Annotated in this window: 22 protein-coding genes and 1 other RNA gene; 14 read left to right on the top strand and 9 right to left on the bottom strand. The window is 55.9% G+C overall.

The features are described from left to right. Window positions 1-74: 74 nt before the first annotated feature. From tdcA to garL, 4 genes are all read right to left on the bottom strand, one after another. Window positions 75-995 carry a transcriptional regulator TdcA gene (gene tdcA / locus IM303_RS14890; protein ID WP_045260099.1) on the bottom strand — a complete coding sequence of 307 codons (921 nt, stop codon included), beginning with the start codon at window positions 993-995 and terminating at the stop codon, window positions 75-77. Between the two features lie 688 nt (window positions 996-1,683). Further along, an RNA gene (rnpB, locus tag IM303_RS14885) (RNase P RNA component class A) lies at window positions 1,684-2,060 on the bottom strand. A 59-nt stretch (window positions 2,061-2,119) separates the two neighbouring features. Then, the gene (gene garR, locus IM303_RS14880; protein ID WP_192971999.1) at window positions 2,120-3,010 is read right to left on the bottom strand and encodes a 2-hydroxy-3-oxopropionate reductase; all 891 of its coding nucleotides are present in this window, start codon (window positions 3,008-3,010) and stop codon (window positions 2,120-2,122) included. Between the two features lie 21 nt (window positions 3,011-3,031). Next, complete coding sequence (garL, locus tag IM303_RS14875) at window positions 3,032-3,802, bottom strand: 2-dehydro-3-deoxyglucarate aldolase (protein ID WP_193360049.1); 771 nt, start codon at window positions 3,800-3,802, stop codon at window positions 3,032-3,034. 358 nt (window positions 3,803-4,160) lie between these two features. Between garL and garD the strand changes: the two genes are divergently transcribed. Further along, window positions 4,161-5,732 (top strand): galactarate dehydratase, encoded by a 1,572-nt coding sequence (gene garD, locus IM303_RS14870; RefSeq protein WP_045630708.1) that lies wholly within the window; start codon window positions 4,161-4,163, stop codon window positions 5,730-5,732. 47 nt (window positions 5,733-5,779) lie between these two features. Here the strand turns inward: garD and IM303_RS14865 are convergent, their stop codons facing one another. Beyond that, complete coding sequence (locus IM303_RS14865) at window positions 5,780-6,583, bottom strand: DeoR family transcriptional regulator (RefSeq protein ID WP_048999518.1); 804 nt, start codon at window positions 6,581-6,583, stop codon at window positions 5,780-5,782. A 239-nt stretch (window positions 6,584-6,822) separates the two neighbouring features. Between IM303_RS14865 and kbaZ the strand changes: the two genes are divergently transcribed. The 8 genes from kbaZ (at window position 6,823) to IM303_RS14825 (ending at window position 14,948) form a co-directional block, all read left to right on the top strand. Next, window positions 6,823-8,130, top strand: a complete 1,308-nt coding sequence (kbaZ, locus tag IM303_RS14860; protein WP_048999519.1) for a tagatose-bisphosphate aldolase subunit KbaZ — start codon at window positions 6,823-6,825, stop codon at window positions 8,128-8,130. A 19-nt stretch (window positions 8,131-8,149) separates the two neighbouring features. Continuing rightward, a complete protein-coding gene (gene agaV / locus IM303_RS14855) occupies window positions 8,150-8,623 on the top strand; it encodes a PTS N-acetylgalactosamine transporter subunit IIB (RefSeq protein ID WP_028014524.1) in 474 nt (157 codons plus the stop codon). Window positions 8,624-8,633: 10 nt separating this feature from the next. Beyond that, window positions 8,634-9,413 (top strand): PTS N-acetylgalactosamine transporter subunit IIC, encoded by a 780-nt coding sequence (gene agaW, locus IM303_RS14850; RefSeq protein ID WP_028014525.1) that lies wholly within the window; start codon window positions 8,634-8,636, stop codon window positions 9,411-9,413. Next, entirely contained in the window at window positions 9,403-10,281 is an 879-nt protein-coding gene (gene agaE / locus IM303_RS14845) for a PTS N-acetylgalactosamine transporter subunit IID (RefSeq protein ID WP_192987581.1), read from the top strand. The genes agaW and agaE overlap by 11 nt, the downstream gene beginning before the upstream one ends. Before the next feature lie 16 nt (window positions 10,282-10,297). Then, window positions 10,298-10,732 carry a PTS galactosamine/N-acetylgalactosamine transporter subunit IIA gene (agaF, locus tag IM303_RS14840; protein WP_047367065.1) on the top strand — a complete coding sequence of 145 codons (435 nt, stop codon included), beginning with the start codon at window positions 10,298-10,300 and terminating at the stop codon, window positions 10,730-10,732. Between the two features lie 276 nt (window positions 10,733-11,008). Further along, entirely contained in the window at window positions 11,009-12,154 is a 1,146-nt protein-coding gene (locus tag IM303_RS14835; RefSeq protein WP_048960551.1) for an SIS domain-containing protein, read from the top strand. A gap of 12 nt (window positions 12,155-12,166) precedes the next feature. Continuing rightward, window positions 12,167-13,039 (top strand): tagatose-bisphosphate aldolase subunit KbaY, encoded by an 873-nt coding sequence (gene kbaY, locus IM303_RS14830; protein WP_048999522.1) that lies wholly within the window; start codon window positions 12,167-12,169, stop codon window positions 13,037-13,039. A gap of 19 nt (window positions 13,040-13,058) precedes the next feature. Beyond that, on the top strand, window positions 13,059-14,948 hold the full coding sequence (locus IM303_RS14825) for an enterotoxin (RefSeq protein WP_048999523.1): 1,890 nt from the start codon (window positions 13,059-13,061) through the stop codon (window positions 14,946-14,948). 66 nt (window positions 14,949-15,014) lie between these two features. Here IM303_RS14825 and rsmI read toward each other — a convergent pair whose 3' ends face one another. After that, window positions 15,015-15,878, bottom strand: coding sequence for a 16S rRNA (cytidine(1402)-2'-O)-methyltransferase (gene rsmI, locus IM303_RS14820; protein WP_048999524.1), 864 nt, complete (start codon window positions 15,876-15,878; stop codon window positions 15,015-15,017). A gap of 62 nt (window positions 15,879-15,940) precedes the next feature. Here rsmI and IM303_RS14815 point away from each other — a divergent pair, with 62 nt between their 5' ends. The 4 genes from IM303_RS14815 to dolP are packed head-to-tail and all read left to right on the top strand — an operon-like array spanning window position 15,941 to window position 19,638. Continuing rightward, window positions 15,941-18,088, top strand: coding sequence for a penicillin-binding protein activator (locus IM303_RS14815; protein ID WP_048999525.1), 2,148 nt, complete (start codon window positions 15,941-15,943; stop codon window positions 18,086-18,088). Then, window positions 18,046-18,441 carry a YraN family protein gene (locus IM303_RS14810; RefSeq protein ID WP_028014533.1) on the top strand — a complete coding sequence of 132 codons (396 nt, stop codon included), beginning with the start codon at window positions 18,046-18,048 and terminating at the stop codon, window positions 18,439-18,441. Before IM303_RS14815 ends, IM303_RS14810 begins: the two co-directional genes overlap by 43 nt. 21 nt (window positions 18,442-18,462) lie before the next feature. Next, window positions 18,463-19,053 carry a DnaA initiator-associating protein DiaA gene (gene diaA / locus IM303_RS14805; protein WP_003861754.1) on the top strand — a complete coding sequence of 197 codons (591 nt, stop codon included), beginning with the start codon at window positions 18,463-18,465 and terminating at the stop codon, window positions 19,051-19,053. A 9-nt stretch (window positions 19,054-19,062) separates the two neighbouring features. After that, window positions 19,063-19,638, top strand: coding sequence for a division/outer membrane stress-associated lipid-binding lipoprotein (gene dolP, locus IM303_RS14800; RefSeq protein ID WP_028014534.1), 576 nt, complete (start codon window positions 19,063-19,065; stop codon window positions 19,636-19,638). A 49-nt stretch (window positions 19,639-19,687) separates the two neighbouring features. Here dolP and IM303_RS14795 read toward each other — a convergent pair whose 3' ends face one another. Further along, window positions 19,688-20,725, bottom strand: coding sequence for a permease (locus IM303_RS14795; RefSeq protein ID WP_192971990.1), 1,038 nt, complete (start codon window positions 20,723-20,725; stop codon window positions 19,688-19,690). A gap of 40 nt (window positions 20,726-20,765) precedes the next feature. After that, window positions 20,766-21,410 (bottom strand): NAD(P)H-binding protein, encoded by a 645-nt coding sequence (locus IM303_RS14790; RefSeq protein ID WP_032644919.1) that lies wholly within the window; start codon window positions 21,408-21,410, stop codon window positions 20,766-20,768. Window positions 21,411-21,538: 128 nt separating this feature from the next. On the opposite strand from IM303_RS14790, the gene IM303_RS14785 reads away from it, so the two are divergent. Further along, on the top strand, window positions 21,539-22,057 hold the full coding sequence (locus IM303_RS14785; RefSeq protein ID WP_028014537.1) for a type 1 glutamine amidotransferase domain-containing protein: 519 nt from the start codon (window positions 21,539-21,541) through the stop codon (window positions 22,055-22,057). Here IM303_RS14785 and IM303_RS14780 read toward each other — a convergent pair. After that, window positions 22,037-22,471 (bottom strand): YhbP family protein, encoded by a 435-nt coding sequence (locus tag IM303_RS14780; RefSeq protein ID WP_048999527.1) that lies wholly within the window; start codon window positions 22,469-22,471, stop codon window positions 22,037-22,039. The genes IM303_RS14785 and IM303_RS14780 overlap by 21 nt on opposite strands. Window positions 22,472-22,482 lie beyond the last annotated feature (11 nt).

Here is a 22,482-nt window from a genome sequence, read left to right as displayed (position 1 = left end):
ATTGTTTTCAGGCAAAGTCAGGGTATCAGAGCGTTAAAAAGCGTCGCTCCGGGTGTTTTAAAACTTAATTATTTTTATCGTCGTTTATCGATATCCATCGACGAATATTGTTTTGCCAGTTCAACTAATACTGACGCCGATTTTTTAATACTGTAATTTTTCGACCACACGGCGGCATAGCGCGCCACGGGTAATTCATCTTCCACCGGCAGGACGATAAACTGGTCCGAACCGAACGGCGCAATCATGTCACGGGGGATCACCGTCAGGTAATCGGCATTAAGGACAAGGTTATAGATAGTGACGACGGAATCGGTCTGGACGATGTTTTCAATGCTGATGCGGTTGTCTTGCAGGGTGGTCAGGAGTTCGTTGTAGTAGCCCATATCGGTTTGCGGCATCACCCACTGCTCATGCGTAAGTGATGCCAATCTGGTCGGGCCGGTGCACGTTCGTGATTTACTCGCCACCAGCACAAACTCGGATTCAAACAGTGGCTCAACGTGAAGATCCTGAAGCAACATTCCGTCGCTCAGCGTGCCGATGGCAAAATCCAGCCGACCGTCGCGAATGGCGGGCAGGAATGAAGAGAGCTGCGCTTCATACATGGAGACGCGCGCTTTCGGGAACACTTCCCTGAATTTTTTGATCATCTCAGACAGGAAGGTGAAGCCAATCAGCGACGGATAGCCAAAGGAGACGTCCATGACGGTACTGAAACTGAGGCTGTTGATTTCGCTCACCATGTTTTTCATTTCGCGGGTGATCGACTCAGCGTATGACAGCAGCACCTGACCAGCAGCAGTGAGTTTTACGCCGGTGTTTTTACGCACCATCACTTCCACCCCGAAGTAGGATTCGATGTCGCTGATGATTTTGCTGACGGCGGGTTGCGTCAGGCCTAGTTGTCTTGCGGCAGAACCTATGGAGCCACTTTTAATGACTTCCTGAAATACCACGAGGTGCTGAGTTTTCGGTAGAATAATAGTATTCATAATATTCTGCGCTTATTTCCCTATGACGCAGCGGATTCTACCCAATAATGTTTCAGGGGGTATGTGCTGTTACTCACAATTTGCTTCCCCGCGCATTTTACGGGCACAACAAGAACCTAAAAAACACTTTACAATCAATATTATACAAAATTAAAAGCACACCATTACGCTGATATCGATCAATAAAATCAGCAGTAATAAATTTATTTTATGGCGATAACCTTGATAAATTTCTCTACGTTAAATAAATCAATAAAGATGAACTTTCAGACAATTAAAGGCCAATAAATAACCGTTATTCCTTTTAAACATTCTTTCAAATTATCAAATTTTGCAGAGGATTTTTGGACAGCTTTTTATAAACAGTGGAATACGTCACACATTCATAGCCTGAATGTTTTTAATTTCAATATGTTTATATCAAATAAGAAAATATTTGCGATCGTTCAGTTAACATTCGCAACAAATTAACAATACTGTAAATTCACCATTTTTTAGGGTGAAATCTTGTGATAACGATCGTTTGCGGTAGGCATAGCGATGCCAGAAAGGTTCATGCAGTGAAATGTGCTTAATGTCGCAAATATGAGAATTGATGTCGTTTGTGCGAGTTGCCGGGTGGCGATGCGCATACCTGGGCTACGAAACCCTAAAAGCAAAAACCCCGCCGAAGCGGGGTTCTGGAAGAAGTTGAAGCTGACCGATAAGCCGGGTTCTGTCGTGGACAGTCATTCATCTAGGCCAGCAATCGCTCACTGGCTCAAGCAGCCTACCCGGGTTCAGTACGGGCCGTACCATGTGAACCCCTATTTGGCCTTGCTCCGGGTGGAGTTTACCGTGCCACGGACTGTTACCAGCCGCGCGGTGCGCTCTTACCGCACCCTTTCACCCTTACCTGATCCCGCTTGCGCGGGCCATCGGCGGTTTGCTCTCTGTTGCACTGGTCGTGGGTTTCCCCCCCAGGCGTTACCTGGCACCCTGCCCTATGGAGCCCGGACTTTCCTCCCCTCCGCCCGTCTCCCCCGAAAGGGACGACGACGAAGCGGCGACTGTCTGGTCAGCTTCGGCGCGCAGTATAGAGGGTTTGCGCGCCGCTGTCACCCTCAGGTGCGGGCAAGATGCTATTAACGCGCCACTTCCACCTTCGCCAGTTTTTCGTAGTAGCACGCAATCGCGCTGTGATCGGCCGTACCCAGGCCATCCGCACGCAGCGCCTGCATCATCTCCATAACCGCAGCGGTCAGCGGCAGCTGTGCACCCACGCCGTGAGACGTATCCAGCGCGTTCGCCAGATCTTTGATGTGCAGATCAATGCGGAAACCGGGTTTGAAATTACGATCCATCACCATCGGCGCTTTGGCATCCAGCACCGTACTGCCCGCCAGACCGCCACGGATTGCCTGATAGACCAGGTCCGGATTGACGCCCGCCTTCGTTGCCAGCGTCAGCGCTTCAGACATGGCGGCAATGTTCAGCGCCACAATCACCTGGTTCGCGAGCTTGGTAACGTTGCCCGCGCCAATGTCTCCGGTATGCACTACGGAGCCCGCCATCGCCTTCATCAGGTCATAGTATTTGTCGAACACGGCCTTATCGCCGCCCACCATCACCGACAGGGTACCGTCGATGGCTTTCGGCTCGCCGCCGCTGACGGGCGCATCCAGCATCTCTACGCCCTTCGCTTTTAACGCCTCGCTGATTTCACGGCTCGCGAGCGGGGCGATAGAGCTCATATCAATCAGCACCAGGCCCGGCTTCGCACCCTCGATGATGCCGTTCTCCCCAAGCGCGACCTCTTTGACGTGAGGGGAATTTGGCAGCATGGTGATGATGACATCGCACTGCTCAGCAATGGCTTTAGGGGTAGTAGATGTTTCCGCGCCCGCCGCCATCACCTCAGCCACAGACTGTGGATTGTGATCGGATACCACCAGTGAGTAACCCGCTTTAATCAGGTTCTTACTCATTGGTTTACCCATGATCCCAAGACCAATAAAACCCACTTTCAGCGTCATAATCTGTTTCCTCAATGATGGTTATTTTTTAAAAGCGTCCGCTAATTTCTGCGTCGCTGAGCGGAACACGCCGAGGTCGCTGCCGACGGCAACGAACGTGGCTCCCCACTCCAGGTAGCGGCGAGCATCGGCTTCAACCGGCGCCAGAATGCCGCACGGTTTGCCGTGCGCTTTGGCGCGGGCAAAGATGTGCTGGATTGCGCGCTGTACGTCCGGGTGGCTGGCGTTGCCCAGATGCCCAAACGCCGCAGCCAGATCGCTTGGACCGACGAAGATACCGTCCACGCCGTCTGTGGCTGCAATCGCATCGACGTTATCAACGCCCTGCTGGCTTTCAATCTGAACCAGAATAGTGATGTTGCTATTGGACTGGGCGAAATAGTCCGGCACGGTGCCAAACATGTTGGCGCGGTGCGATACCGAGACGCCGCGGATCCCTTCCGGCGGATAGCGCGTTGTAGCCACGGCCAGCGCCGCCTGTTCTTCCGTTTCCACAAACGGGATCAGGAAATTGTAGAAACCGATATCCAGCAGACGCTTGATAATCACCGGCTCGTTAGTTGGCACGCGCACCACCGGAGTGCTGAGGCTACCTTTCAGCGCCATCAGCTGCGGAATAAAGGTGCTGATATCGTTCGGCGCGTGTTCACCGTCCAGCACCAGCCAGTCGAATCCGGCCAGGCCTAACACTTCGGTGCTGATAGGGTTTGCCAGCGCGGACCAACAGCCAATCTGAATCTGGTGCGCCGCGAGGGCAGCTTTAAACTTATTCGGGAAGATATCGTTATTCATCACTTAACCCTTTTTTAATTCCGCAGTTTTAGCCAGTAATATTTATTCCAGAACAGATTCTTTATATTTATTTCTCTGACTGAATGGTGGCGTTATAAAATCGTCATTCAGTATAATCGGCTCTACACGTCAGCACATTGTTTTGATGCTCAAGTATTGCGTTACATCTAAATGCTATTTTGAGCATATGCACAAAGCAGTGGGCGCTAATGCACAGAATCAAGGATTAGTCCGCCTGAAACGATCGCGATCACATTTTCACTTTTCTTCTCCTGACATGCTTTATTTCTACGTTAAGAAAACGATTATCCAACGAGTTATTTTTCATAGCTGAAACTTTGCCGGAGAAGAGTGAATAATGACCGATATTGCAATTAGAGAGGCACCCCCGACGGCGTTTTATATTAAGGTTCACGATACGGATAACGTGGCGATTATTGTCAACGACAATGGCTTAAAAGCAGGCACCCGCTTCCCGGACGGGCTGGAGCTGATTGAGCATATTCCGCAGGGGCACAAGGTCGCGTTGGTCGATATTCCTGCCCACGGTGAAATCGTACGCTACGGCGAAGTCATCGGCTATGCGGTAAGCGCTATCCCGCAGGGTAGCTGGATTGAGGAGTCGCTGGTGGCGCTGCCAGAAGCACCGCCGCTGAATACGCTTCCGCTGGCGACCCGCGTTCCTGAAGCTTTGCCGCCGCTGGAGGGCTATACCTTTGAAGGCTACCGCAATGCGGACGGTAGCGTCGGCACCAAAAACCTGCTCGGCATTACCACCAGCGTGCACTGCGTGGCGGGCGTGGTGGATTACGTGGTGAAAATCATTGAACGCGATCTGCTGCCAAAGTACCCGAACGTCGACGGCGTGGTGGGTCTTAACCACCTGTACGGCTGCGGCGTAGCGATCAATGCGCCCGCGGCGGTCGTGCCGATCCGTACTATCCACAATATCGCCCTGAATCCGAACTTTGGCGGCGAGGTGATGGTCATTGGCCTCGGCTGTGAAAAATTGCAGCCAGAGCGCCTGCTTCAGGGCACCGAAGATGTCAAAGCCATCCCGGCTGACGGGGCCAGCATCGTGCGTCTGCAGGACGAACGTCACGTTGGTTTTCGTTCAATGGTCGACGATATTTTGCAGGTAGCAGAGCATCATCTGGACAAACTCAACCGCCGCCAGCGCGAAACGTGTCCGGCGTCGGAACTGGTGGTGGGAACACAATGCGGCGGCAGCGATGCGTTTTCCGGCGTGACGGCCAACCCGGCAGTGGGCTATGCGTCCGATCTGCTGGTTCGCTGCGGCGCCACGGTGATGTTCTCCGAGGTAACCGAAGTGCGTGACGCCATCCATCTGCTGACGCCACGCGCAGTCAACGAAGAGGTGGGCAAACGCCTGCTGGAGGAGATGGCCTGGTACGATAATTATCTTGATATGGGCAAAACGGACCGCAGCGCCAACCCTTCGCCGGGCAACAAGAAAGGCGGCCTGGCGAACGTGGTGGAAAAAGCCCTCGGTTCGATTGCCAAATCCGGCCAGAGCGCGATTGTGGAAGTGCTCTCTCCGGGCCAGCGGCCAACCAGGCGCGGCCTTATTTATGCGGCAACACCTGCCAGCGATTTTGTGTGCGGCACCCAGCAGGTGGCCTCCGGTATTACAGTGCAGGTCTTTACCACCGGGCGCGGCACGCCGTACGGGCTGATGGCGGTCCCGGTGATCAAGATGGCGACGCGCACCGAGCTGGCAAACCGCTGGTATGACTTAATGGATATCAACGCGGGCACCATCGCCACCGGGGAAGAGAGTATTGAGGACGTGGGCTGGAAGCTGTTCCATTTTATTCTGGACGTAGCGAGCGGGCGGAAGAAAACCTTCTCGGACCAGTGGGGATTGCATAACCAGCTGGCGGTGTTTAACCCGGCGCCGGTGACGTGATGGCCCCTCAGCCTTCCCTCTCCCTATAGGGGAGAGGGTAAAAAATCTTAAACCAACACCACCTCAATCCCGCTTTTCCGTAATCCTTCCAGACTCTCCGCCGGAATACCTTCATCAACGATAATCATATCAATCCGTTGCGTATCAATGATTTTATGCAGGCTTGAGCGGTTAAACTTGCTGGAGTCGGTCACGACAATAATACGCTCTGCCACCTCGCACATTTTGCGGTTCAGGCGTGCTTCATCCTCGTTGTGCGTGCTCACACCGCGATCGAGATCGATAGCGTCGACGCCCAGGAACAGCAGATCAAAGTGATAATTCTGTAAGGACTGTTCCGCCTGGTCGCCGTAGAAGGACTGCGACTGACGACGCAAGTGACCGCCGGTCATCAGCAGCTCTACCCCTTCAGCTTCCAGCAACGCATTCGCCACGTTCATCCCGTTCGTCATCGCAATGACATCCGTGTGCTGGCGCAGCATACGAGCGATCTCAAAAGTCGTGGTGCCGGAATCCAGAATAATGCGGTGCCCCGGCTTCACCAGCGCGGCGGCGGCCTGAGCGATGCTGCGCTTCACCGCCGTATTGAGCGAGCTTTTATCCTCAACGGAAGGCTCGATGCCAGGCGCATTCCCTTCGCAGATCAGCGCCCCGCCGTAGGCACGAACGGCGATGCCCTGCTTTTCCAGAAACGCCAGATCGTTACGGATCGTCACCGTCGATACGCCGTACAGATGAGACAGATCGTTAACCTGCACGCTTCCCTGCGCCCGCAACCGCTGAATGATCTGCTCCCGCCTTTCACTGGTGCCGGTGATGCGCTTCTCTGCGGATGAATCGCTGCTGCTCATACGAGATCCTTAATCAATAAACTTTCATTTCATTTCGTTTTGTCTATTAACGCCTTTCTTTTTAGCGAATGCAAGCGCTGTCTGGAGGACATACGCTAGCCTGTGAACAGCTGAAACCTTTCATTGTGTTTCTTTTGTGAAACAGATCGGAAAACCATTATCTTTCGTTTTATTTTTACACCGCCATAATGCAGGATTAAATGAAACAAAACGAAAGATAAAAATCATTACCATCCGAAATGGAGAGGAAAGTGAAACATCTGACAGAAATGGTGGAACAACATAAACGGGGGAATGCAAACGGGATTTATGCCGTCTGTTCCGCACATCCACTGGTACTTGAAGCTGCCATTCGTTACGCCCATTCACGCCAAACGCCACTGCTGATTGAAGCCACCTCAAACCAGGTGGATCAGTTTGGCGGCTATACCGGCATGACGCCCGCTGATTTTCACGGGTTTGTCTGCCAGTTGGCGGACTCGCTTGGTTTCCCGACGTCACAGCTGATCCTCGGCGGCGATCATTTAGGGCCCAACCGCTGGCAAAACCTGCCGGCTTTGCAGGCGATGGCGAACGCCGACGATCTGATCAGGGACTACGTGACGGCCGGATTTAAAAAAATTCACCTCGATTGCAGCATGTCCTGTGAAGACGATCCGGTTCCTTTAACCGATGTGATCGTTGCCGGGCGCGCCGCGCGTCTGGCAAAAATTGCCGAAACAACCTGTCTTGAGCAATTTGGTGTAGCCGATCTGGTCTACGTTATCGGCACGGAAGTTCCGGTTCCCGGCGGCGCGCACGAAACGCTGACCGAGCTTGAGGTCACGACGCCAGAGGCGGCGCGCGCCACGCTTGAGGCACACCGCCACGCATTCGAGAAGGAAGGGTTAAGCGACATCTGGCCGCGCATTATTGGCCTGGTGGTTCAGCCCGGCGTTGAGTTCGACCATGCGCACGTTTGTGACTATCAGCCACATAAAGCCGTCGCGCTGAGCAAGATGGTTGAAGCCTATGACACGCTGGTATTTGAAGCACACTCTACCGATTACCAGACGCAACAGGCGCTGCGCCAGCTGGTGAACGATCACTTCGCTATTTTAAAAGTCGGCCCTGCCCTGACCTTTGCCCTGCGTGAAGCGCTGTTCTCACTGGCCGCCATTGAAGAAGAACTGCTCCCGGCGAAAGCCAGCTCGGGCCTGCGTCACGTTCTGGAAAACGTGATGCTCGATCGCCCGGAATACTGGCAAAGCCACTATCACGGTGACGGCAACGCCCGACGCCTGGCCCGCGGCTACAGCTACTCCGACCGCGTACGCTATTACTGGCCGGACAGCCAGATTGACGATGCCTTTGAACGACTGGTGCGCAATCTGGCAGACGAACCCATTCCGCTGCCGCTTATCAGCCAGTATTTGCCGTTGCAGTACAGCAAAGTTCGCGAGGGCGCTCTCAAGTCAACGCCGCGGGAACTCATCATTGACCACATTCAGGACATACTCCAGCAGTACCATGCCGCCTGCGAAGGCGTAACGACTCCACACGCATAATTAAAAAGAGGAAAACGCTATGCCAAACATTGTCTTATGCCGCATTGATGAACGCCTGATCCACGGACAGGTGGGCGTGCAGTGGGTGGGGTTTGCGGGGGCAAACCTGGTGCTGGTGGCAAATGACGAGGTTGCAGACGATCCGGTTCAACAAAACCTGATGGAAATGGTGCTCGCGGAAGGGATCGCCGTGCGTTTCTGGTCGCTGCAAAAAGTGATCGACAATATTCACCGCGCCGCTGACCGTCAGAAAATTCTGCTGGTCTGCAAATCACCCGCCGATTTTCTGAAGCTGGTTGAAGGCGGCGTGCCCATCACCCGTATCAATGTCGGAAACATGCACTACGCCAGTGGCAAACAGCAAATTGCCAAAACGGTCTCTGTCGACGCGAACGATATCGCTGCGTTCAACGGCCTGAAAGCGGCCGGGGTGGAATGCTTTGTTCAGGGCGTCCCAACAGAGACCGCTTTGGATCTCTTTAAACTGCTTTGAGGGATTCACAATGGAAATCAGTCTGTTGCAGGCTTTCGCGCTGGGGCTTCTTGCCTTTATCGCGGGCCTGGATATGTTTAACGGCTTAACACACATGCACCGCCCGGTGGTGCTTGGTCCTCTGGTCGGCCTGATACTGGGCGATCTGCATACCGGGATCCTGACCGGCGGTACCTTAGAGCTGGTCTGGATGGGTCTGGCGCCGCTGGCGGGCGCGCAGCCGCCAAACGTGATTATCGGCACCATCGTCGGCACCACGTTTGCCATCACCACGGGCGTGAAGCCGGATGTCGCCGTTGGGGTCGCGGTGCCGTTTGCCGTGGCGGTGCAGATGGGTATCACCTTCCTCTTCTCCGTGATGTCCGGCGTAATGTCCCGCTGCGATCGCATGGCAGCCAACGCGGACACCGACGGCATAGAGCGAGTCAACTATCTGGCGCTGCTGGCGCTCGGCATTTTTTATTTCCTGTGCGCGTTTCTGCCCATCTACTTTGGCGCTGAACACGCGAAAACCGCCATTGCTATCCTGCCGGAGCGTCTGATTGACGGTCTCGGCGTCGCGGGCGGCATCATGCCAGCGATCGGCTTCGCCGTGCTGCTGAAGATCATGATGAAAAACGTTTACATCCCTTATTTCATTATCGGTTTTGTCGCCGCGGCCTGGCTGAAGCTTCCGGTACTGGCGATTGCCGCAGCGGCGCTGGCGATGGCGCTGATCGACCTGCTGCGTAAATCGCCTGAACCGACGGCGCCCGCAGCCCAGAAAGAGGAATTTGAAGATGGCATCTAATCAAACCACCCTGCCGGGCACGTCTGTCAGTGAAGAGACGCTGCTGAGCGGCGTGAATGAAAACGTCTATGAAGACCAGACCATTGGCGCGGAGCTGACCAAAAATGACATTAACCGCGTGGCCTGGCGCTCCATGCTGCTGCAGGCCTCGTTTAACTATGAACGTATGCAGGCCTCCGGCTGGCTGTACGGGTTGCTGCCCGCGCTGAAAAAGATCCACACCAATAAGCGGGACCTGGCGCGGGCGATGAAAGGTCATATGGGCTTCTTTAACACCCACCCGTTTCTGGTGACCTTCGTTATCGGCATTATTCTGGCAATGGAGCGTTCCAAGCAGGATGTGAACAGCATCCAGAGCACCAAAATTGCGGTCGGTGCCCCGCTCGGAGGCATTGGTGACGCCATGTTCTGGCTGACCCTGTTACCCATCTGCGGGGGGATTGGTGCCAGCCTGGCGCTGCAAGGCTCCATTCTTGGCGCGGTAGTTTTTATCGTGCTGTTCAACGTGGTGCATCTCGGCCTTCGCTTTGGCCTGGCGCACTACGCATACCGAATGGGCGTTGCCGCCATTCCGCTGATCAAAGCCAACACCAAAAAGGTGGGCCACGCGGCCTCTATTGTCGGGATGACGGTGATCGGCGCGTTGGTGGCAACCTATGTCCGACTCAATACGACGCTTGAAATTAAGGCGGGTGATGCCGTCGTCAAACTGCAGGCCGACGTTATCGACAAGCTGATGCCCGCCTTCCTGCCGCTGGTCTACACCCTGACCATGTTCTGGCTGGTGCGCCGCGGCTGGAGTCCGCTGCGGCTGATCGGTATTACCGTACTGCTGGGCGTTGTCGGTAAATTCTGTCACTTCCTGTAAAAGCAAAGAGGTTGCGATGTTAGGCATAATTTTGACGGGTCACGGCGGCTTTGCCAGCGGGCTTGAACAGGCGATGAGGCAGATCCTTGGCGAGCAGCCGCAGTTTATCGCCATCGATTTTCCGGAAAACTCCACCACTGCCAGGCTGACCGCTCAGCTTGAGCAGGCGGTGAGTGAGCTGGACCCAGAGCAGGATATTATTTTCCTCACCGACCTTCTCGGCGGCACGCCGTTTCGCGTGGCGTCGACGCTCGCGATGCAAAGACCGGGTAGCGAAGTGATTACCGGCACCAACCTGCAGCTTTTGCTGGAAATGGTGCTGGAACGTGACGGATTAAGTAGCGAAGCGTTTCGTCTGCAGGCGCTGGAGTGCGGCCACCGCGGCCTGACCAGCCTGGTGGATGAGCTTGGTCGCTGTCGCGAGGAAGCCCCCGTAGAGGAAGGAATATGATCCGGTTACTTTCACAGCGTTCACCTTCGTAGTTTACATTGCGTGTCCCGGCGGCCTTACGGCATCAGATCGTAAGGCCTTTCTTTTCCTTTCCTTGGTTTTACCCTTTCCTTTCACGATCACACTTTTCGTTTTATTCCTTTTCCATTATTGAACTTTCGATTTCTTTCCTATAGATTTTGTTTAACTGCTAATGTGAATAAGTGAAACGAAACGAAAGATAGCGACACGTTTGCCAGCGTCTGATGTGGAATTCACACGACTAAGGACTGAGTTATGCAACAAACCACCGCCGCCACAACCGGCACCTGGACCGAAAAAGAGATCCGCCAGCAGCCTGCCTGCTGGATCCGCTCACTCAACAACATCGATAATCTGCGCACCTCGATTGACGGTTTCCTGACGCCGCTGCTGCGTAAGCGAGACCTGCGGATCGTCCTCACCGGCGCGGGCACCTCCGCGTTTATTGGCGAGATAATTGCCCCCTGGCTTGCGAGCCACACCGGTAAAAACGTCTCCGCCATACCGACAACCGATCTGGTCACCAACCCGATGGATTACTTCAGCCCGGCACACCCTCTGCTGCTGGTCTCTTTTGCCCGCTCCGGCAACAGTCCAGAGAGCGTCGCCGCCGTTGAGCTGGCGAACCGGTTCGTGCCCGAGTGCTACCACCTGTCGATCACCTGCAACGAGGCGGGAAGCCTGTACCAGAACGCCGTCGAGAGCGATAACGCCTTTGCCCTGCTGATGCCAGCCGAAACGCACGATCGCGGGTTCGCGATGACCAGCAGCATTACCACCATGATGGCGAGCTGTCTGGCCGTATTCGCACCAGAGACGATCGGCAGCCAAAGCTTCCGGGACGTAGCCGATCGCTGCCAGGCGATCCTCACCTCGCTCGGGGATTTCAGCGAGGGCGTCTTTGGCAACGAACCGTGGAAACGGATTGTTTACCTGGGAAGCGGCGGTCTGCAGGGCGCGGCGCGCGAGTCTGCGCTGAAGGTGCTGGAGCTGACTGCGGGCAAGCTGGCGGCGTTCTACGATTCACCAACGGGCTTTCGTCATGGGCCTAAGTCACTGGTGGATAACGAAACGCTGGTGGTGGTGTTTATCTCCAGCCATCCGTATACGCGTCAGTACGATCTGGATCTGCTGGCCGAACTGCGCCGCGATCGTCAGGCCATGCGCGTGGTCGCCATCGCCGCCGAAAACGATCCAGCCATTGAAGCGGGGCCGCATATCCTGCTGCCGCCTTCCCGTCCGTTCAACGATATGGAGCAGGCGTTCTGCTTTCTGATCTACGCCCAGGTCTTTGCGCTAACCCAGTCTCTGCATGTTGGCAACACGCCGGACACACCATCCGCCAGCGGAACGGTCAACCGTGTGGTACAGGGCGTGGTTATTCATCCGTGGCAGGCTTAAGAGGATCGTATTATGAGTATTATTTCGACCAAATATCTTCTGCAGGACGCGCAGACAAAGGGCTATGCCGTTCCGGCCTTTAACATCCATAACGCCGAGACGATCCAGGCGATCCTCGAAGTGTGCAGCGAAATGCGATCGCCGGTGATCCTCGCCGGGACGCCGGGTACTTTTAAACACATTGCGCTGGAGGAGATCTACGCTCTGTGCAGCGCATACTCCCTCAGCTACGACATGCCGCTGGCGCTGCATCTCGATCATCACGAATCGCTGGATGACATTCGTCGCAAGGTACATGCCGGCGTACGCAGCGCAATGATCGACGGTAGCCACTATCCCTTTGAAGAAAACGTGAAGCTGGTGAAATCGGTGGTCGATTTTTGCCACCTCAACGACTGTAGCGTTGAGGCGGAACTGGGCCGTCTGGGGGGTGTTGAAGATGACATGAGCGTCGACGCCGAAAGCGCATTCCTGACCGACCCGCAGGAGGCGAAACGCTTCGTTGAGCTGACCGGCGTGGACAGCCTCGCCGTTGCCATCGGCACCGCGCACGGCCTCTATACCAAACGCCCCAAAATTGACTTCCAGCGCCTGGCTGAGATCCGCGAGGTGGTAGCGGTTCCGCTGGTGCTGCACGGTGCGAGCGATGTTCCGGATGATGATGTGCGCCGCACTATTGAACTGGGCGTGTGCAAAGTTAATGTCGCAACCGAGTTGAAAATCGCCTTCTCTGATGCGGTCAAAGCCTGGTTTGCCGAGAACCCGCAGGGCAACGATCCGCGCTTCTACATGCGCGTCGGGATGGACGCCATGAAAGAGGTGGTCCGAAGCAAAATCGCCGTTTGCGGTTCGGCTAACCGTCTGCGTATTCCGGCAGAAGCATAACTAAGAGGATCTTACTTTAATGAAAAAAGTGCTCACCCTCTCAATGCTTGCCCTGTGCGTTTCCCATGGCGCGATGGCAGCGAACTACACGCTCACTAACGACAAGATTGCCCTGTCCTTTGATGACGCCAATTCAACGGTGGTGGTAACTGACAAAAAAGCCGACCACCCCATCACCCCGCAGGAACTGTTCTTTCTGACGTTGCCGGACGAAACCAAAATCCACACCGCTGATTTCAAAATCAAGCACGTCGAAAAGCAGGACAGCGCCATTGTCATCGACTTTTCGCGTCCGGATTTTAACGTGACGGTAAAGCTCAACCTGGTGAAAGATAAATACGCCAGCATCGATTACACCCTCGCGGCGGTAGGCCAGCCGCGTGACGTGGCGAAAATCACCTTCTTCCCGACGAAAAAGCAGTCACAGGCACCGTATGTTGACGGGGCGATCAACAGCTCGCCGATCGTTGCTGATTCGTTCTTTATTCTTCCAGATAAACCGATCGTGAATACTTACGCCTATGAAGCGACGACCAACCTCAACGTAGAGTTAAAAACGCCGATTCAGCCCGCAACGCCGGTCAGCTATACCACCTACTTCGGCACCTTCCCGGAAACCAGCCAGCTGCGCCGCAGCGTAAACCAGTTTATTAATGCCGTGCGTCCGCGTCCGTATAAGCCCTACCTGCACTACAACAGCTGGATGGATATTGGCTTCTTTACCCCCTATTCCGAACAGGACGTGCTGGGGCGGATGGATGAATGGAATAAGGAATTTATCGCCGGACGCGGCGTGGCGCTGGACGCCTTCTTGCTGGACGATGGCTGGGACGACCTGACCGGGCGCTGGCTGTTTGGCCCGGCATTCGGCAACGGTTTTGGCAAGGTACGGGAAAAAGCCGACAGCCTGCACAGCTCGGTCGGACTGTGGCTCTCACCGTGGGGAGGCTACAACAAACCGCGCGACATTCGCGTCTCGCATGCAAAAGAGTATGGGTTCGAAACCGTCGACGGGAAGCTGGCCCTGTCAGGGCCTAACTACTTTAAAAACTTCAATGAGCAGATCGTTAAGCTTATCAAAAACGAGCACATTACCTCGTTCAAGCTGGACGGGATGGGTAATGCCAACGCGCATATCCCGGGTAGCCCGTTCGCCTCGGATTTTGACGCCTCCATCGCTCTGCTGCATAACATGCGCAGCGCCAACCCGAATCTGTTTATCAACCTGACGACCGGCACCAACGCCAGTCCGTCCTGGCTGTTCTATGCGGATTCCATCTGGCGTCAGGGTGATGACATCAACCTGTACGGTCCCGGCACGCCGGTGCAGCAGTGGATGACCTACCGCGATGCCGAAACGTACCGCTCCATTGTGCGCAAAGGCCCGCTGTTTCCGCTGAACTCGTTGATGTACCACGGGATCGTCAGCGCGGAGAATGCCTACTACGGTCTGGAGAAGGTACAAACGGACAGCGATTTTGCCGATCAGGTCTGGAGCTACTTCGCCACCGGCACCCAGTTGCAGGAACTGTATATTACCCCTTCAATGCTGAACAAGGCGAAGTGGGATACGCTGGCGCAGGCCGCAAAATGGTCGCGTGACAATGCCAGCGTGCTGGTGGATACGCACTGGATTGGCGGAGACCCGACGGCACTGCAGGTTTACGGCTGGGCTTCGTGGAGTAAAGAGAAAGCCATACTCGGCTTGCGTAACCCCTCGGACAAGCCGCAAAGCTACTATCTGGATTTAGCGAAAGAATTCGAAATACCCACGGGAGACGCGGCGAAGTTTAGTCTCAAAGCGGTGTACGGCAGTAATTCAACCGTACCGGAGGAGTACAAAAACGCCGTGGTGATTACGCTGCAACCGCTGGAAACGCTGGTGTTTGAGGCGATACCAGTTAGCTAAAAGACGCAAAGATCTGTAGGCCGGGTAAGGCGCAGCCGCCACCCGGCAAAACTGGCAGGGGATGCCTTACTCCCCCTGCTGTTCCAGCGCATATTTATACAACGCATTTTTCTTCACGCCGTGAATTTCTGCCGCCAGCGCAGCGGCTTTCTTCAACGGCAGTTCCGCCTGCAGCAGCGCCAGCGTACGCAGCGCGTCGGCAGGAAGCGCGTCTTCTTCCGCCTTGTGCCCTTCGACAATCAGCACCATTTCGCCTTTGCGGCGGTTTTCGTCTTCCTTCACCCACGCCAGCAGTTCACCGACTGGCGCGCCGTGAATGGTTTCCCAGGTTTTGGTCAGCTCACGCGCCAGCACCACGTAGCGGGATTCGCCCCAGACGGTGACCATATCTTCCAGGCTTTCCAGCAGGCGGTGAGTGGATTCGTAGAAGATCAGGGTACGCGGCTCGGCTTCCAGTTCCTTTAATACATCGCGACGGCCTTTGGATTTGGCAGGGAGGAAGCCTTCATAGCAGAAACGGTCAGACGGCAAACCTGCGGCGCTCAATGCAGCAATCGCGGCGCACGGCCCCGGCAGTGGCACAACGCGAATCCCGGCTTCGCGACAGGTGCGCACCAGATGGTAGCCAGGATCGTTAATCAGCGGCGTCCCGGCGTCAGAGACCAGCGCGATGTTCTGCCCCTCTTTGAGCTTCGCCACCAGCGTTTCGGCTTTTTGTTGCTCATTGTGATCGTGCAGGGCAAACAAACGGGCGTTAATCGCGAAATGTTGCAGCAGTAAACCGGTGTGTCGGGTGTCTTCAGCGGCAATTAAATCAACAGTTTGCAATACGTTCAGCGCACGTTGGGTAATATCAGACAAATTCCCGATAGGAGTAGGTACAATATAAAGCCGGCCTTGAGAATTATCTGCCGTTTCGTGTTGTTTCATTGTTTCGTCCGTATTGCCGATTTAATATTGAGCATTGCGTAAAAAAAATCACTGGATACAGTATGGTACCGTTAACGTTTCTTCGAAAAAAAGCCACGCGCAGCGTGCCGCTGCTGCTCGCAGCCCTGATTTTTGCAGGCTGTGGCACCCAGGCACCTGACCAGAGCACCGCCCATCTTCAGGGCTCCGCTCAGGCTGATTCTGGCTTTTATCTGCAACAAATGTCGCAGAGTACAAATGATACCAGGATCAACTGGCAATTACTCGCCATTCGTGCACTGCTGAAAGAGGGCAAAACCCAGCAGGCTGCCGAGCTGTTCGGCCAACTGCCGAAAGAGCTTAACGATACTCAGCAACTTGAGCAGAGCCTGCTCTCTGCCGAGCTGAAGGTCGCGCAGAAAGATTATGATGGCGCGAAAAAGATCCTGGGGAGCATCGACCTGAGCGCGCTGGATAAAAACCAGCAGGCGCGCTTCTGGCAGGCGGGCATTACCGCTGAGCAGGGGCGCCCTTCCCTGACGCTCCTGCGTGCCTTGATTGCCCAGGAGCCGCTGCTCGCCGGTGCCGACAAGCAGAAAAACATTGATGCCACCTGGCAGGCGCTTGCCTCGATGACCCAGGATCAGGCAAAGGCGCTGGTCATTAACGCGGACGAAAACGTGCTTCAGGGCTGGCTTGATCTGCAGCAGATGTGGTTTAACAACCGCAGCGATCCAAAAATGCTGAAAGCCGGTATTACCGACTGGCAGACCCGTTACCCGCAGAACCCGGGCGCGAAAATGCTGCCAACCCAGCTGGTGAATGTGCAGAACTTTAAGCCTGCGTCGACAAGCAAAATTGCGCTGCTTCTGCCGCTGAATGGCCAGGCGGCAGTGTTTGGCCGTACGATTCAACAGGGCTTTGAAGCGGCGAAAAACGGCACCACGCCGGTAACGGGCAGTGCGGTTCCGGTGCAGGCAGCGCAGGCGGCCAACGTGAACGATGTTGTCAGCCCCTCCACCGCCGAGACCAGTGACCTGACCACCGCACAAACCCCGGCGCAGGGTACAATGCAAAACCCGGTTACCGCACCGACTACCCCTCCAGCGACGGCAGCACCGGCAGCACAGGCTCCGGCTGAGGCACAAGCGACGCCTGCACCAGAGGCAACGGCAGAACAGCCTCAACAGCAGCCGGCACAGCCAGCATCACAACCTGCCGCACAGCCGCAGGCCGTGGCGACCGCCAGCGCGAACCCTGGCGCTGAGCTGAAAATCTACGACACCAGTTCGAAGCCGCTTGACCAGGTGCTGGCGCAGGTTCAGCAGGACGGGGCAAGCATCGTTGTCGGCCCGCTGCTGAAAAACAACGTGGAAGAGCTGATGAAGAGCAATACCACGCTGAACGTACTGGCGCTCAACCAGCCGGAACAGGTTCAGAACCGGGCCAATATTTGCTACTTCGCACTCTCTCCGGAAGATGAAGCCCGCGATGCGGCGCGTCATATCCACGAGCAGGGTAAGCAGGCTCCGCTGCTGCTGATCCCGCGCAGTACGCTGGGCGATCGCGTGGCCAATGCCTTTGCCGATGAGTGGCAGAAGCTTGGCGGCGGCGTGGTGCTGCAGCAGAAATTCGGTTCCGCCTCGGAACTGCGCGCGGGCGTCAACGGCGGGGCAGGTATCGCGCTTAACGGCAGCCCTGTTACGGCGAGCCTGCCACAGCAGCAGAGCGTGACGATTGGCGGCCTGACGATCCCTGCGCCACCTACCGACGCGCAGATTAGCGGTGGCGGTAAAGTGGATGCGGCCTATATCGTTGCCACGCCACAGGAGATCGCCTTTATCAAGCCGATGATCGCGATGCGTAACGGCAGCCAGAGCGGCGCAACGCTCTACGCCAGCTCCCGCAGCGCACAGGGCACCGCAGGCCCGGATTTCCGTCTGGAAATGGACGGCCTGCAGTACAGCGAAATCCCGATGCTGGCGGGCAGCAACCCGGCGCTGATGCAGCAGGCGCTAAGCTCCGTACGTAACGACTACTCTCTGGCGCGTCTGTATGCGATGGGTGTTGATGCGTGGGCGCTGGCAAACCACTTTACCCAGATGCGTCAGGTGCCGGGCTTTGAGCTTAACGGCAACACCGGCGATCTGACCGCCACTCAGGACTGTGTGATTAACAGGAAGTTATCATGGCTCAAATACCAGCAGGGGCAAATCGTCCCGGCCAGTTAAGCCGTAAAGAGACCGGCGATGCGTGGGAGTTAAAAGCGCGTCGCTGGCTCGAAGGCAAAGGACTGCGCTTTATCGCCGCCAACGTCCGCGGGCGCGGCGGCGAAATTGATCTGATCATGAAAGACGGTCAGGTGATTGTGTTTGTAGAAGTCCGCTTTCGACAGTCTTCCCGTTTTGGCGGTGCTGCCGCCAGCGTGACGCTCGCCAAACAACATAAATTATTACAGACTGCCCACTTGTGGCTTGCCCGCCATAATGGGAGCTTTGATACTGTGGATTGCCGTTTCGATGTGATAGCCTTCACCGGAAATGAGATCGAATGGCTTAAAAACGCTTTTGGCGAAGACGCATAATTAAGATTTAAAAGGGATAACGTGCTCGAAAGAATTAAAGTGTGCTTCACAGAAAGCATCCAGACTCAGATTGCCGCGGCGGAAGCCCTTCCGGACGCGATCTCTCGCGCTGCAATGACGCTGGTGCAATCCCTGCTTAACGGCAACAAAATCCTCTGTTGTGGCAACGGAACCTCAGCCGCCAACGCACAGCATTTTGCTGCCAGCATGATTAACCGTTTTGAAACCGAACGCCCTAGTTTACCTGCCATTGCACTTAATACCGATAATGTGGTCTTAACAGCGATTGCTAACGATCGTCTGCATGACGAAATTTACGCAAAGCAGGTGCGCGCCCTGGGGCATGCCGGCGATGTGCTGCTGGCGATCTCCACGCGCGGCAACAGCCGGGACATCGTCAAAGCCGTTGAAGCCGCCGTTACCCGCGACATGACCATCGTCGCCTTAACCGGCTATGACGGCGGTGAGCTGGCGGGTCTGCTCGGGCCGCAGGATGTGGAAATCCGCATTCCGTCTCACCGTAGCGCACGTATCCAGGAGATGCATATGCTCACGGTGAACTGCTTATGCGATTTGATCGATAACACGCTTTTCCCTCACCAGGATGATTAAGGAGTTTTTATGAAGGCTTTATCGACCCTCGCAGTCCTTATGTCTGCATTACTGCTTCAGGGATGTATTGCTGCGGCCGTTGTGGGTACTGCCGCAGTAGGCACCAAAGCGGCGACCGATCCGCGCTCTGTGGGAACGCAGGTGGATGACGGTACGCTGGAGCTGCGGGTCAACAGTGCGCTGTCGAAAGACGAACAAATCAAGAAAGAAGCGCGTATCAACGTGACGGCTTATCAGGGCAAAGTCCTGCTGACGGGTCAGGCACCGAATACCGAACTCTCCAGCCGCGCGAAGCAGATCGCAATGGGCGTTGAGGGCACCACGGAAGTCTTCAATGAAATCCGCCAGGGTCAGCCAATCAGCCTGGGCACCGCGTCGTCTGACACCTGGATCACCACCAAAGTCCGCTCCCAGCTGCTGGGTTCAGACCAGGTGAAATCCTCAAACGTAAAAGTAACGACCGAAAATGGTGAAGTGTTCCTGCTGGGTCTGGTGACCGATCGTGAAGGGAAAGCGGCGGCGGATATCGCCAGCCGGGTGAGCGGCGTGAAGCACGTCACCACCGCGTTTACCTACATTAAGTAATCCACGTCTGACTAAAGGCCCGGTAGGCGCGAGCGCCACCGGGCTTTTTTTACATCAACGCAATACTCCCCACCATCACTCCGCTCAACGCCACCAGTCCCGCCGTCAGCCACAGCGCTTTCGCCGGGAAAGACTTACGCAGCATGATGAGCGACGGCAGGCTGATTGCCGGCAAGGTGATAAGCAGCGCCAGCGCCGGTGCGGTACCCATACCGGCCAGCATCATGGTCTGGACAATCGGAATTTCTGCCGCCGTGGGGATCACAAACAGGCAGCCTGCAACGGCCATCGCAATCACCCACATCAGCGTGTTGTCGATTGCGCCAACCGCATGCGGGAAGAGCCAGACGCGCGCCGCGCCCAGAACCAGTACCGCCAGGATATAGACCGGAATGGTGCTCCAGAAAAGCTGCCACAGCGCCTTACCCCAGCGAGTGAAGAAACCGCCCTGCGGTTCGCTGACGTCCAGTTCAACGGCTGCGGGTTCGACGGCAGTATCCTTCACCAGTTTTTGTACCAGCGTCGCCACCACCAGCACCGTCAGCAGCCCGGCAACCAGACGGATAGCGGCAAAATGCCAGCCGAGCACAAAGCCCATAAACACCAGCGTCGCCGGGTTGAGCAGCGGGTTCCCCATCCAGAATGCCAGCGCACCGCCCATGGATACGCGCTGGCGGCGCATACCCGCCGCTACCGGTGCGGCACAGCAGGAGCACATCATGCCCGGCAGAGAGAAAATCGTCCCCAGCAGCGTGCCCTGAAAGCGCGGCTGCCCGAGTGTTTTCACCAGCCAGTTTCGCGGAATAAGTACCTGAATCAGCGATCCCAGGATTACCCCTAAGACGGCAGCTTTCCACACCGCCAGGAAGTAGACCATGGCGTAATCCCATGCCGCCTTCAGCGGGCTGGCATCAGCCTGAGCGAGTATAGATTTACCGATGCTGTGCGTTTCGGCGGCGGTGAAGGCTTTGCCGTAGTACGGCTGCCATTTCACATACCAGAGGCCAATGATGACCACGAGAAAGAAGAGTGCGGGCTTCCACCATTGGACAGGTGTTGCCGCCTGAGATGAAGACTGACCAGTCATACCATTCCCCGGAGAGTGTTATTTAATAAGCCGGAGAAGTTTACGCCTCGCCCTGCGCGATTTCACGCAGTTTTGCCGAAGGGATGATATTGACGCCCTCCTGCGACGGTGCCAGCGCCTCTTTCAGCATCGCCTGCGCGACGTCCCGCGCCTCGATGGACTTCCAGTTACCCGGCAGGATGCGAAACAGCGGGGCGAAGAAGGATTCGTTAAAACGCCGTTCGTCGCGGTGGCCCATCAGCATGGAAGGCCGCACGATTGTCAGGCGCTCCCACTTCTGCGCAATCAGCGCCTCTTCCATTTTGCCCTTCACCTGATTGTAAAAAAACGGTGAGCCGGTGCTGGCACCGTGCGAGCTCACCACCAGGAAATGTTTTGCCCCCAGCTTTTTCGCCGTCAGGGCGGTATCCACCACCAGCGTGTAGTCCGCATGGACGAACGCTTCTTTACTGCCCGCCTCACGCCGCGTCGTGCCCAGGCAGCAAAAGGCGATATCTATAGGATCCTGCACCTGCGCCAGCGCGTCGGTGAGCTGGGGATCGTGCGGGTTATAGACGCCGGTGATATCCAACAGCGGGCGGCGCGTCGGGGCGGCAATATAGTTGATATGCCGGTCCTGGATCAGCAACCGCAGCAGATGTCCCCCCACCAGCCCGGTTGCGCCGGTAATCAGTACCTGACTCATCTTATCCCCTTTACAGAATTGTCCGTTTGCGATCTGGACCTGCTCTACCACACTTAAAAGTCTGTTACCGGTAAGTATTTACCACAAACGGGAAAAAAACAGTCTGAAGCGAAAACAACGGAGGAAGCATGGGTAAAAAAATCGCAGTCTTGATTACCGACGAGTTTGAAGATTCAGAATTTACGTCACCAGCTGAGGCATTCCGCAAGGCAGGCCACGAGGTCATCACCATTGAGAAAGAAGCGGGTAAAACCGTGAAGGGCCACAAGGGCGAAGCCAGCGTGACCATCGATGAGTCCATCGATAACGTCAGCCCGTCAGATTTCGACGCCCTGCTGTTACCGGGCGGCCATTCACCGGATTCCCTGCGCGGGGACGAGCGTTTCGTCACCTTTACCCGTGACTTCGTCGGCACCGGCAAGCCGGTCTTTGCCATCTGCCACGGCCCGCAGCTGCTGATCAGCGCTGAAGTGGTCCGCGGGCGTAAGCTTACGGCGGTGAAACCGATCGTTATCGATCTGAAAAACGCAGGGGCCGAGTTTTACGATCAGGAGGTGGTCAACGATAACGACCAGCTGATCACCAGCCGGACCCCGGACGATCTCCCGGCGTTTAACCGCGAAGCGCTACGCCTGCTCGGCGCGTAGCCAGTGAAGCTTCTTGCCAAAGCCCAGGGTGTTGTCGGTAAATTTCAGCTCATCAATCCGGATTTCCCACACCGGGGCTTTTAGCGCAGCAGCAACCGGGAAGCGGCGCGTGTAGCGTTTACGCTGTGCGTCGCTTTCTTCACCTTCCAGACGACGAATCTCACCTTTGAACTGCACGCCGCGGATCAGCGCGACGGTTTTGGGCTGGCCGTTGACCGTGCCCGCCACTTTTGCCTGCTGGCCGGTCATCTGGGCATGCCGCGTTTTGTCCTCACTCATGACGTAAAAAGCGACGCGTTCAGGATCGTAGTAGTAAAAGGCGTTGGCGCACCACATTTCGCCCTCGCTATATACGCACCAGGTCACGACGTGCTGCTTTGCCAGCCAGCGGTTAATGGCGGCCAGTATTTCCATTTTCGCTCTCT

It is taken from the genome of Enterobacter cloacae complex sp. P38RS, from assembly GCF_014930775.1.
Lineage (GTDB): Bacteria > Pseudomonadota > Gammaproteobacteria > Enterobacterales > Enterobacteriaceae > Enterobacter > Enterobacter bugandensis.
Note: the sequence above shows the minus strand (reverse complement) of the source record. Positions and strands in the feature narration are given on the sequence as shown.

Excerpts from the sequence above, each read along its gene's own strand:
- tdcA (WP_045260099.1), bottom strand. The coding sequence starts at position 995 with ATGAATACTATTATTCTACCGAAAACTCAGCACCTCGTGGTATTTCAG.
- garR (WP_192971999.1), bottom strand. The coding sequence starts at position 3,010 with ATGACGCTGAAAGTGGGTTTTATTGGTCTTGGGATCATGGGTAAACCA.
- garL (WP_193360049.1), bottom strand. The coding sequence starts at position 3,802 with ATGAATAACGATATCTTCCCGAATAAGTTTAAAGCTGCCCTCGCGGCG.
- garD (WP_045630708.1), top strand. The coding sequence starts at position 4,161 with ATGACCGATATTGCAATTAGAGAGGCACCCCCGACGGCGTTTTATATT.
- IM303_RS14865 (WP_048999518.1), bottom strand. The coding sequence starts at position 6,583 with ATGAGCAGCAGCGATTCATCCGCAGAGAAGCGCATCACCGGCACCAGT.
- kbaZ (WP_048999519.1), top strand. The coding sequence starts at position 6,823 with ATGGAGAGGAAAGTGAAACATCTGACAGAAATGGTGGAACAACATAAA.
- agaV (WP_028014524.1), top strand. The coding sequence starts at position 8,150 with ATGCCAAACATTGTCTTATGCCGCATTGATGAACGCCTGATCCACGGA.
- agaW (WP_028014525.1), top strand. The coding sequence starts at position 8,634 with ATGGAAATCAGTCTGTTGCAGGCTTTCGCGCTGGGGCTTCTTGCCTTT.
- agaE (WP_192987581.1), top strand. The coding sequence starts at position 9,403 with ATGGCATCTAATCAAACCACCCTGCCGGGCACGTCTGTCAGTGAAGAG.
- agaF (WP_047367065.1), top strand. The coding sequence starts at position 10,298 with ATGTTAGGCATAATTTTGACGGGTCACGGCGGCTTTGCCAGCGGGCTT.
- IM303_RS14835 (WP_048960551.1), top strand. The coding sequence starts at position 11,009 with ATGCAACAAACCACCGCCGCCACAACCGGCACCTGGACCGAAAAAGAG.
- kbaY (WP_048999522.1), top strand. The coding sequence starts at position 12,167 with ATGAGTATTATTTCGACCAAATATCTTCTGCAGGACGCGCAGACAAAG.
- IM303_RS14825 (WP_048999523.1), top strand. The coding sequence starts at position 13,059 with ATGAAAAAAGTGCTCACCCTCTCAATGCTTGCCCTGTGCGTTTCCCAT.
- rsmI (WP_048999524.1), bottom strand. The coding sequence starts at position 15,878 with ATGAAACAACACGAAACGGCAGATAATTCTCAAGGCCGGCTTTATATT.
- IM303_RS14815 (WP_048999525.1), top strand. The coding sequence starts at position 15,941 with ATGGTACCGTTAACGTTTCTTCGAAAAAAAGCCACGCGCAGCGTGCCG.
- IM303_RS14810 (WP_028014533.1), top strand. The coding sequence starts at position 18,046 with ATGGCTCAAATACCAGCAGGGGCAAATCGTCCCGGCCAGTTAAGCCGT.
- dolP (WP_028014534.1), top strand. The coding sequence starts at position 19,063 with ATGAAGGCTTTATCGACCCTCGCAGTCCTTATGTCTGCATTACTGCTT.
- IM303_RS14795 (WP_192971990.1), bottom strand. The coding sequence starts at position 20,725 with ATGACTGGTCAGTCTTCATCTCAGGCGGCAACACCTGTCCAATGGTGG.
- IM303_RS14790 (WP_032644919.1), bottom strand. The coding sequence starts at position 21,410 with ATGAGTCAGGTACTGATTACCGGCGCAACCGGGCTGGTGGGGGGACAT.
- IM303_RS14785 (WP_028014537.1), top strand. The coding sequence starts at position 21,539 with ATGGGTAAAAAAATCGCAGTCTTGATTACCGACGAGTTTGAAGATTCA.
- IM303_RS14780 (WP_048999527.1), bottom strand. The coding sequence starts at position 22,471 with ATGGAAATACTGGCCGCCATTAACCGCTGGCTGGCAAAGCAGCACGTC.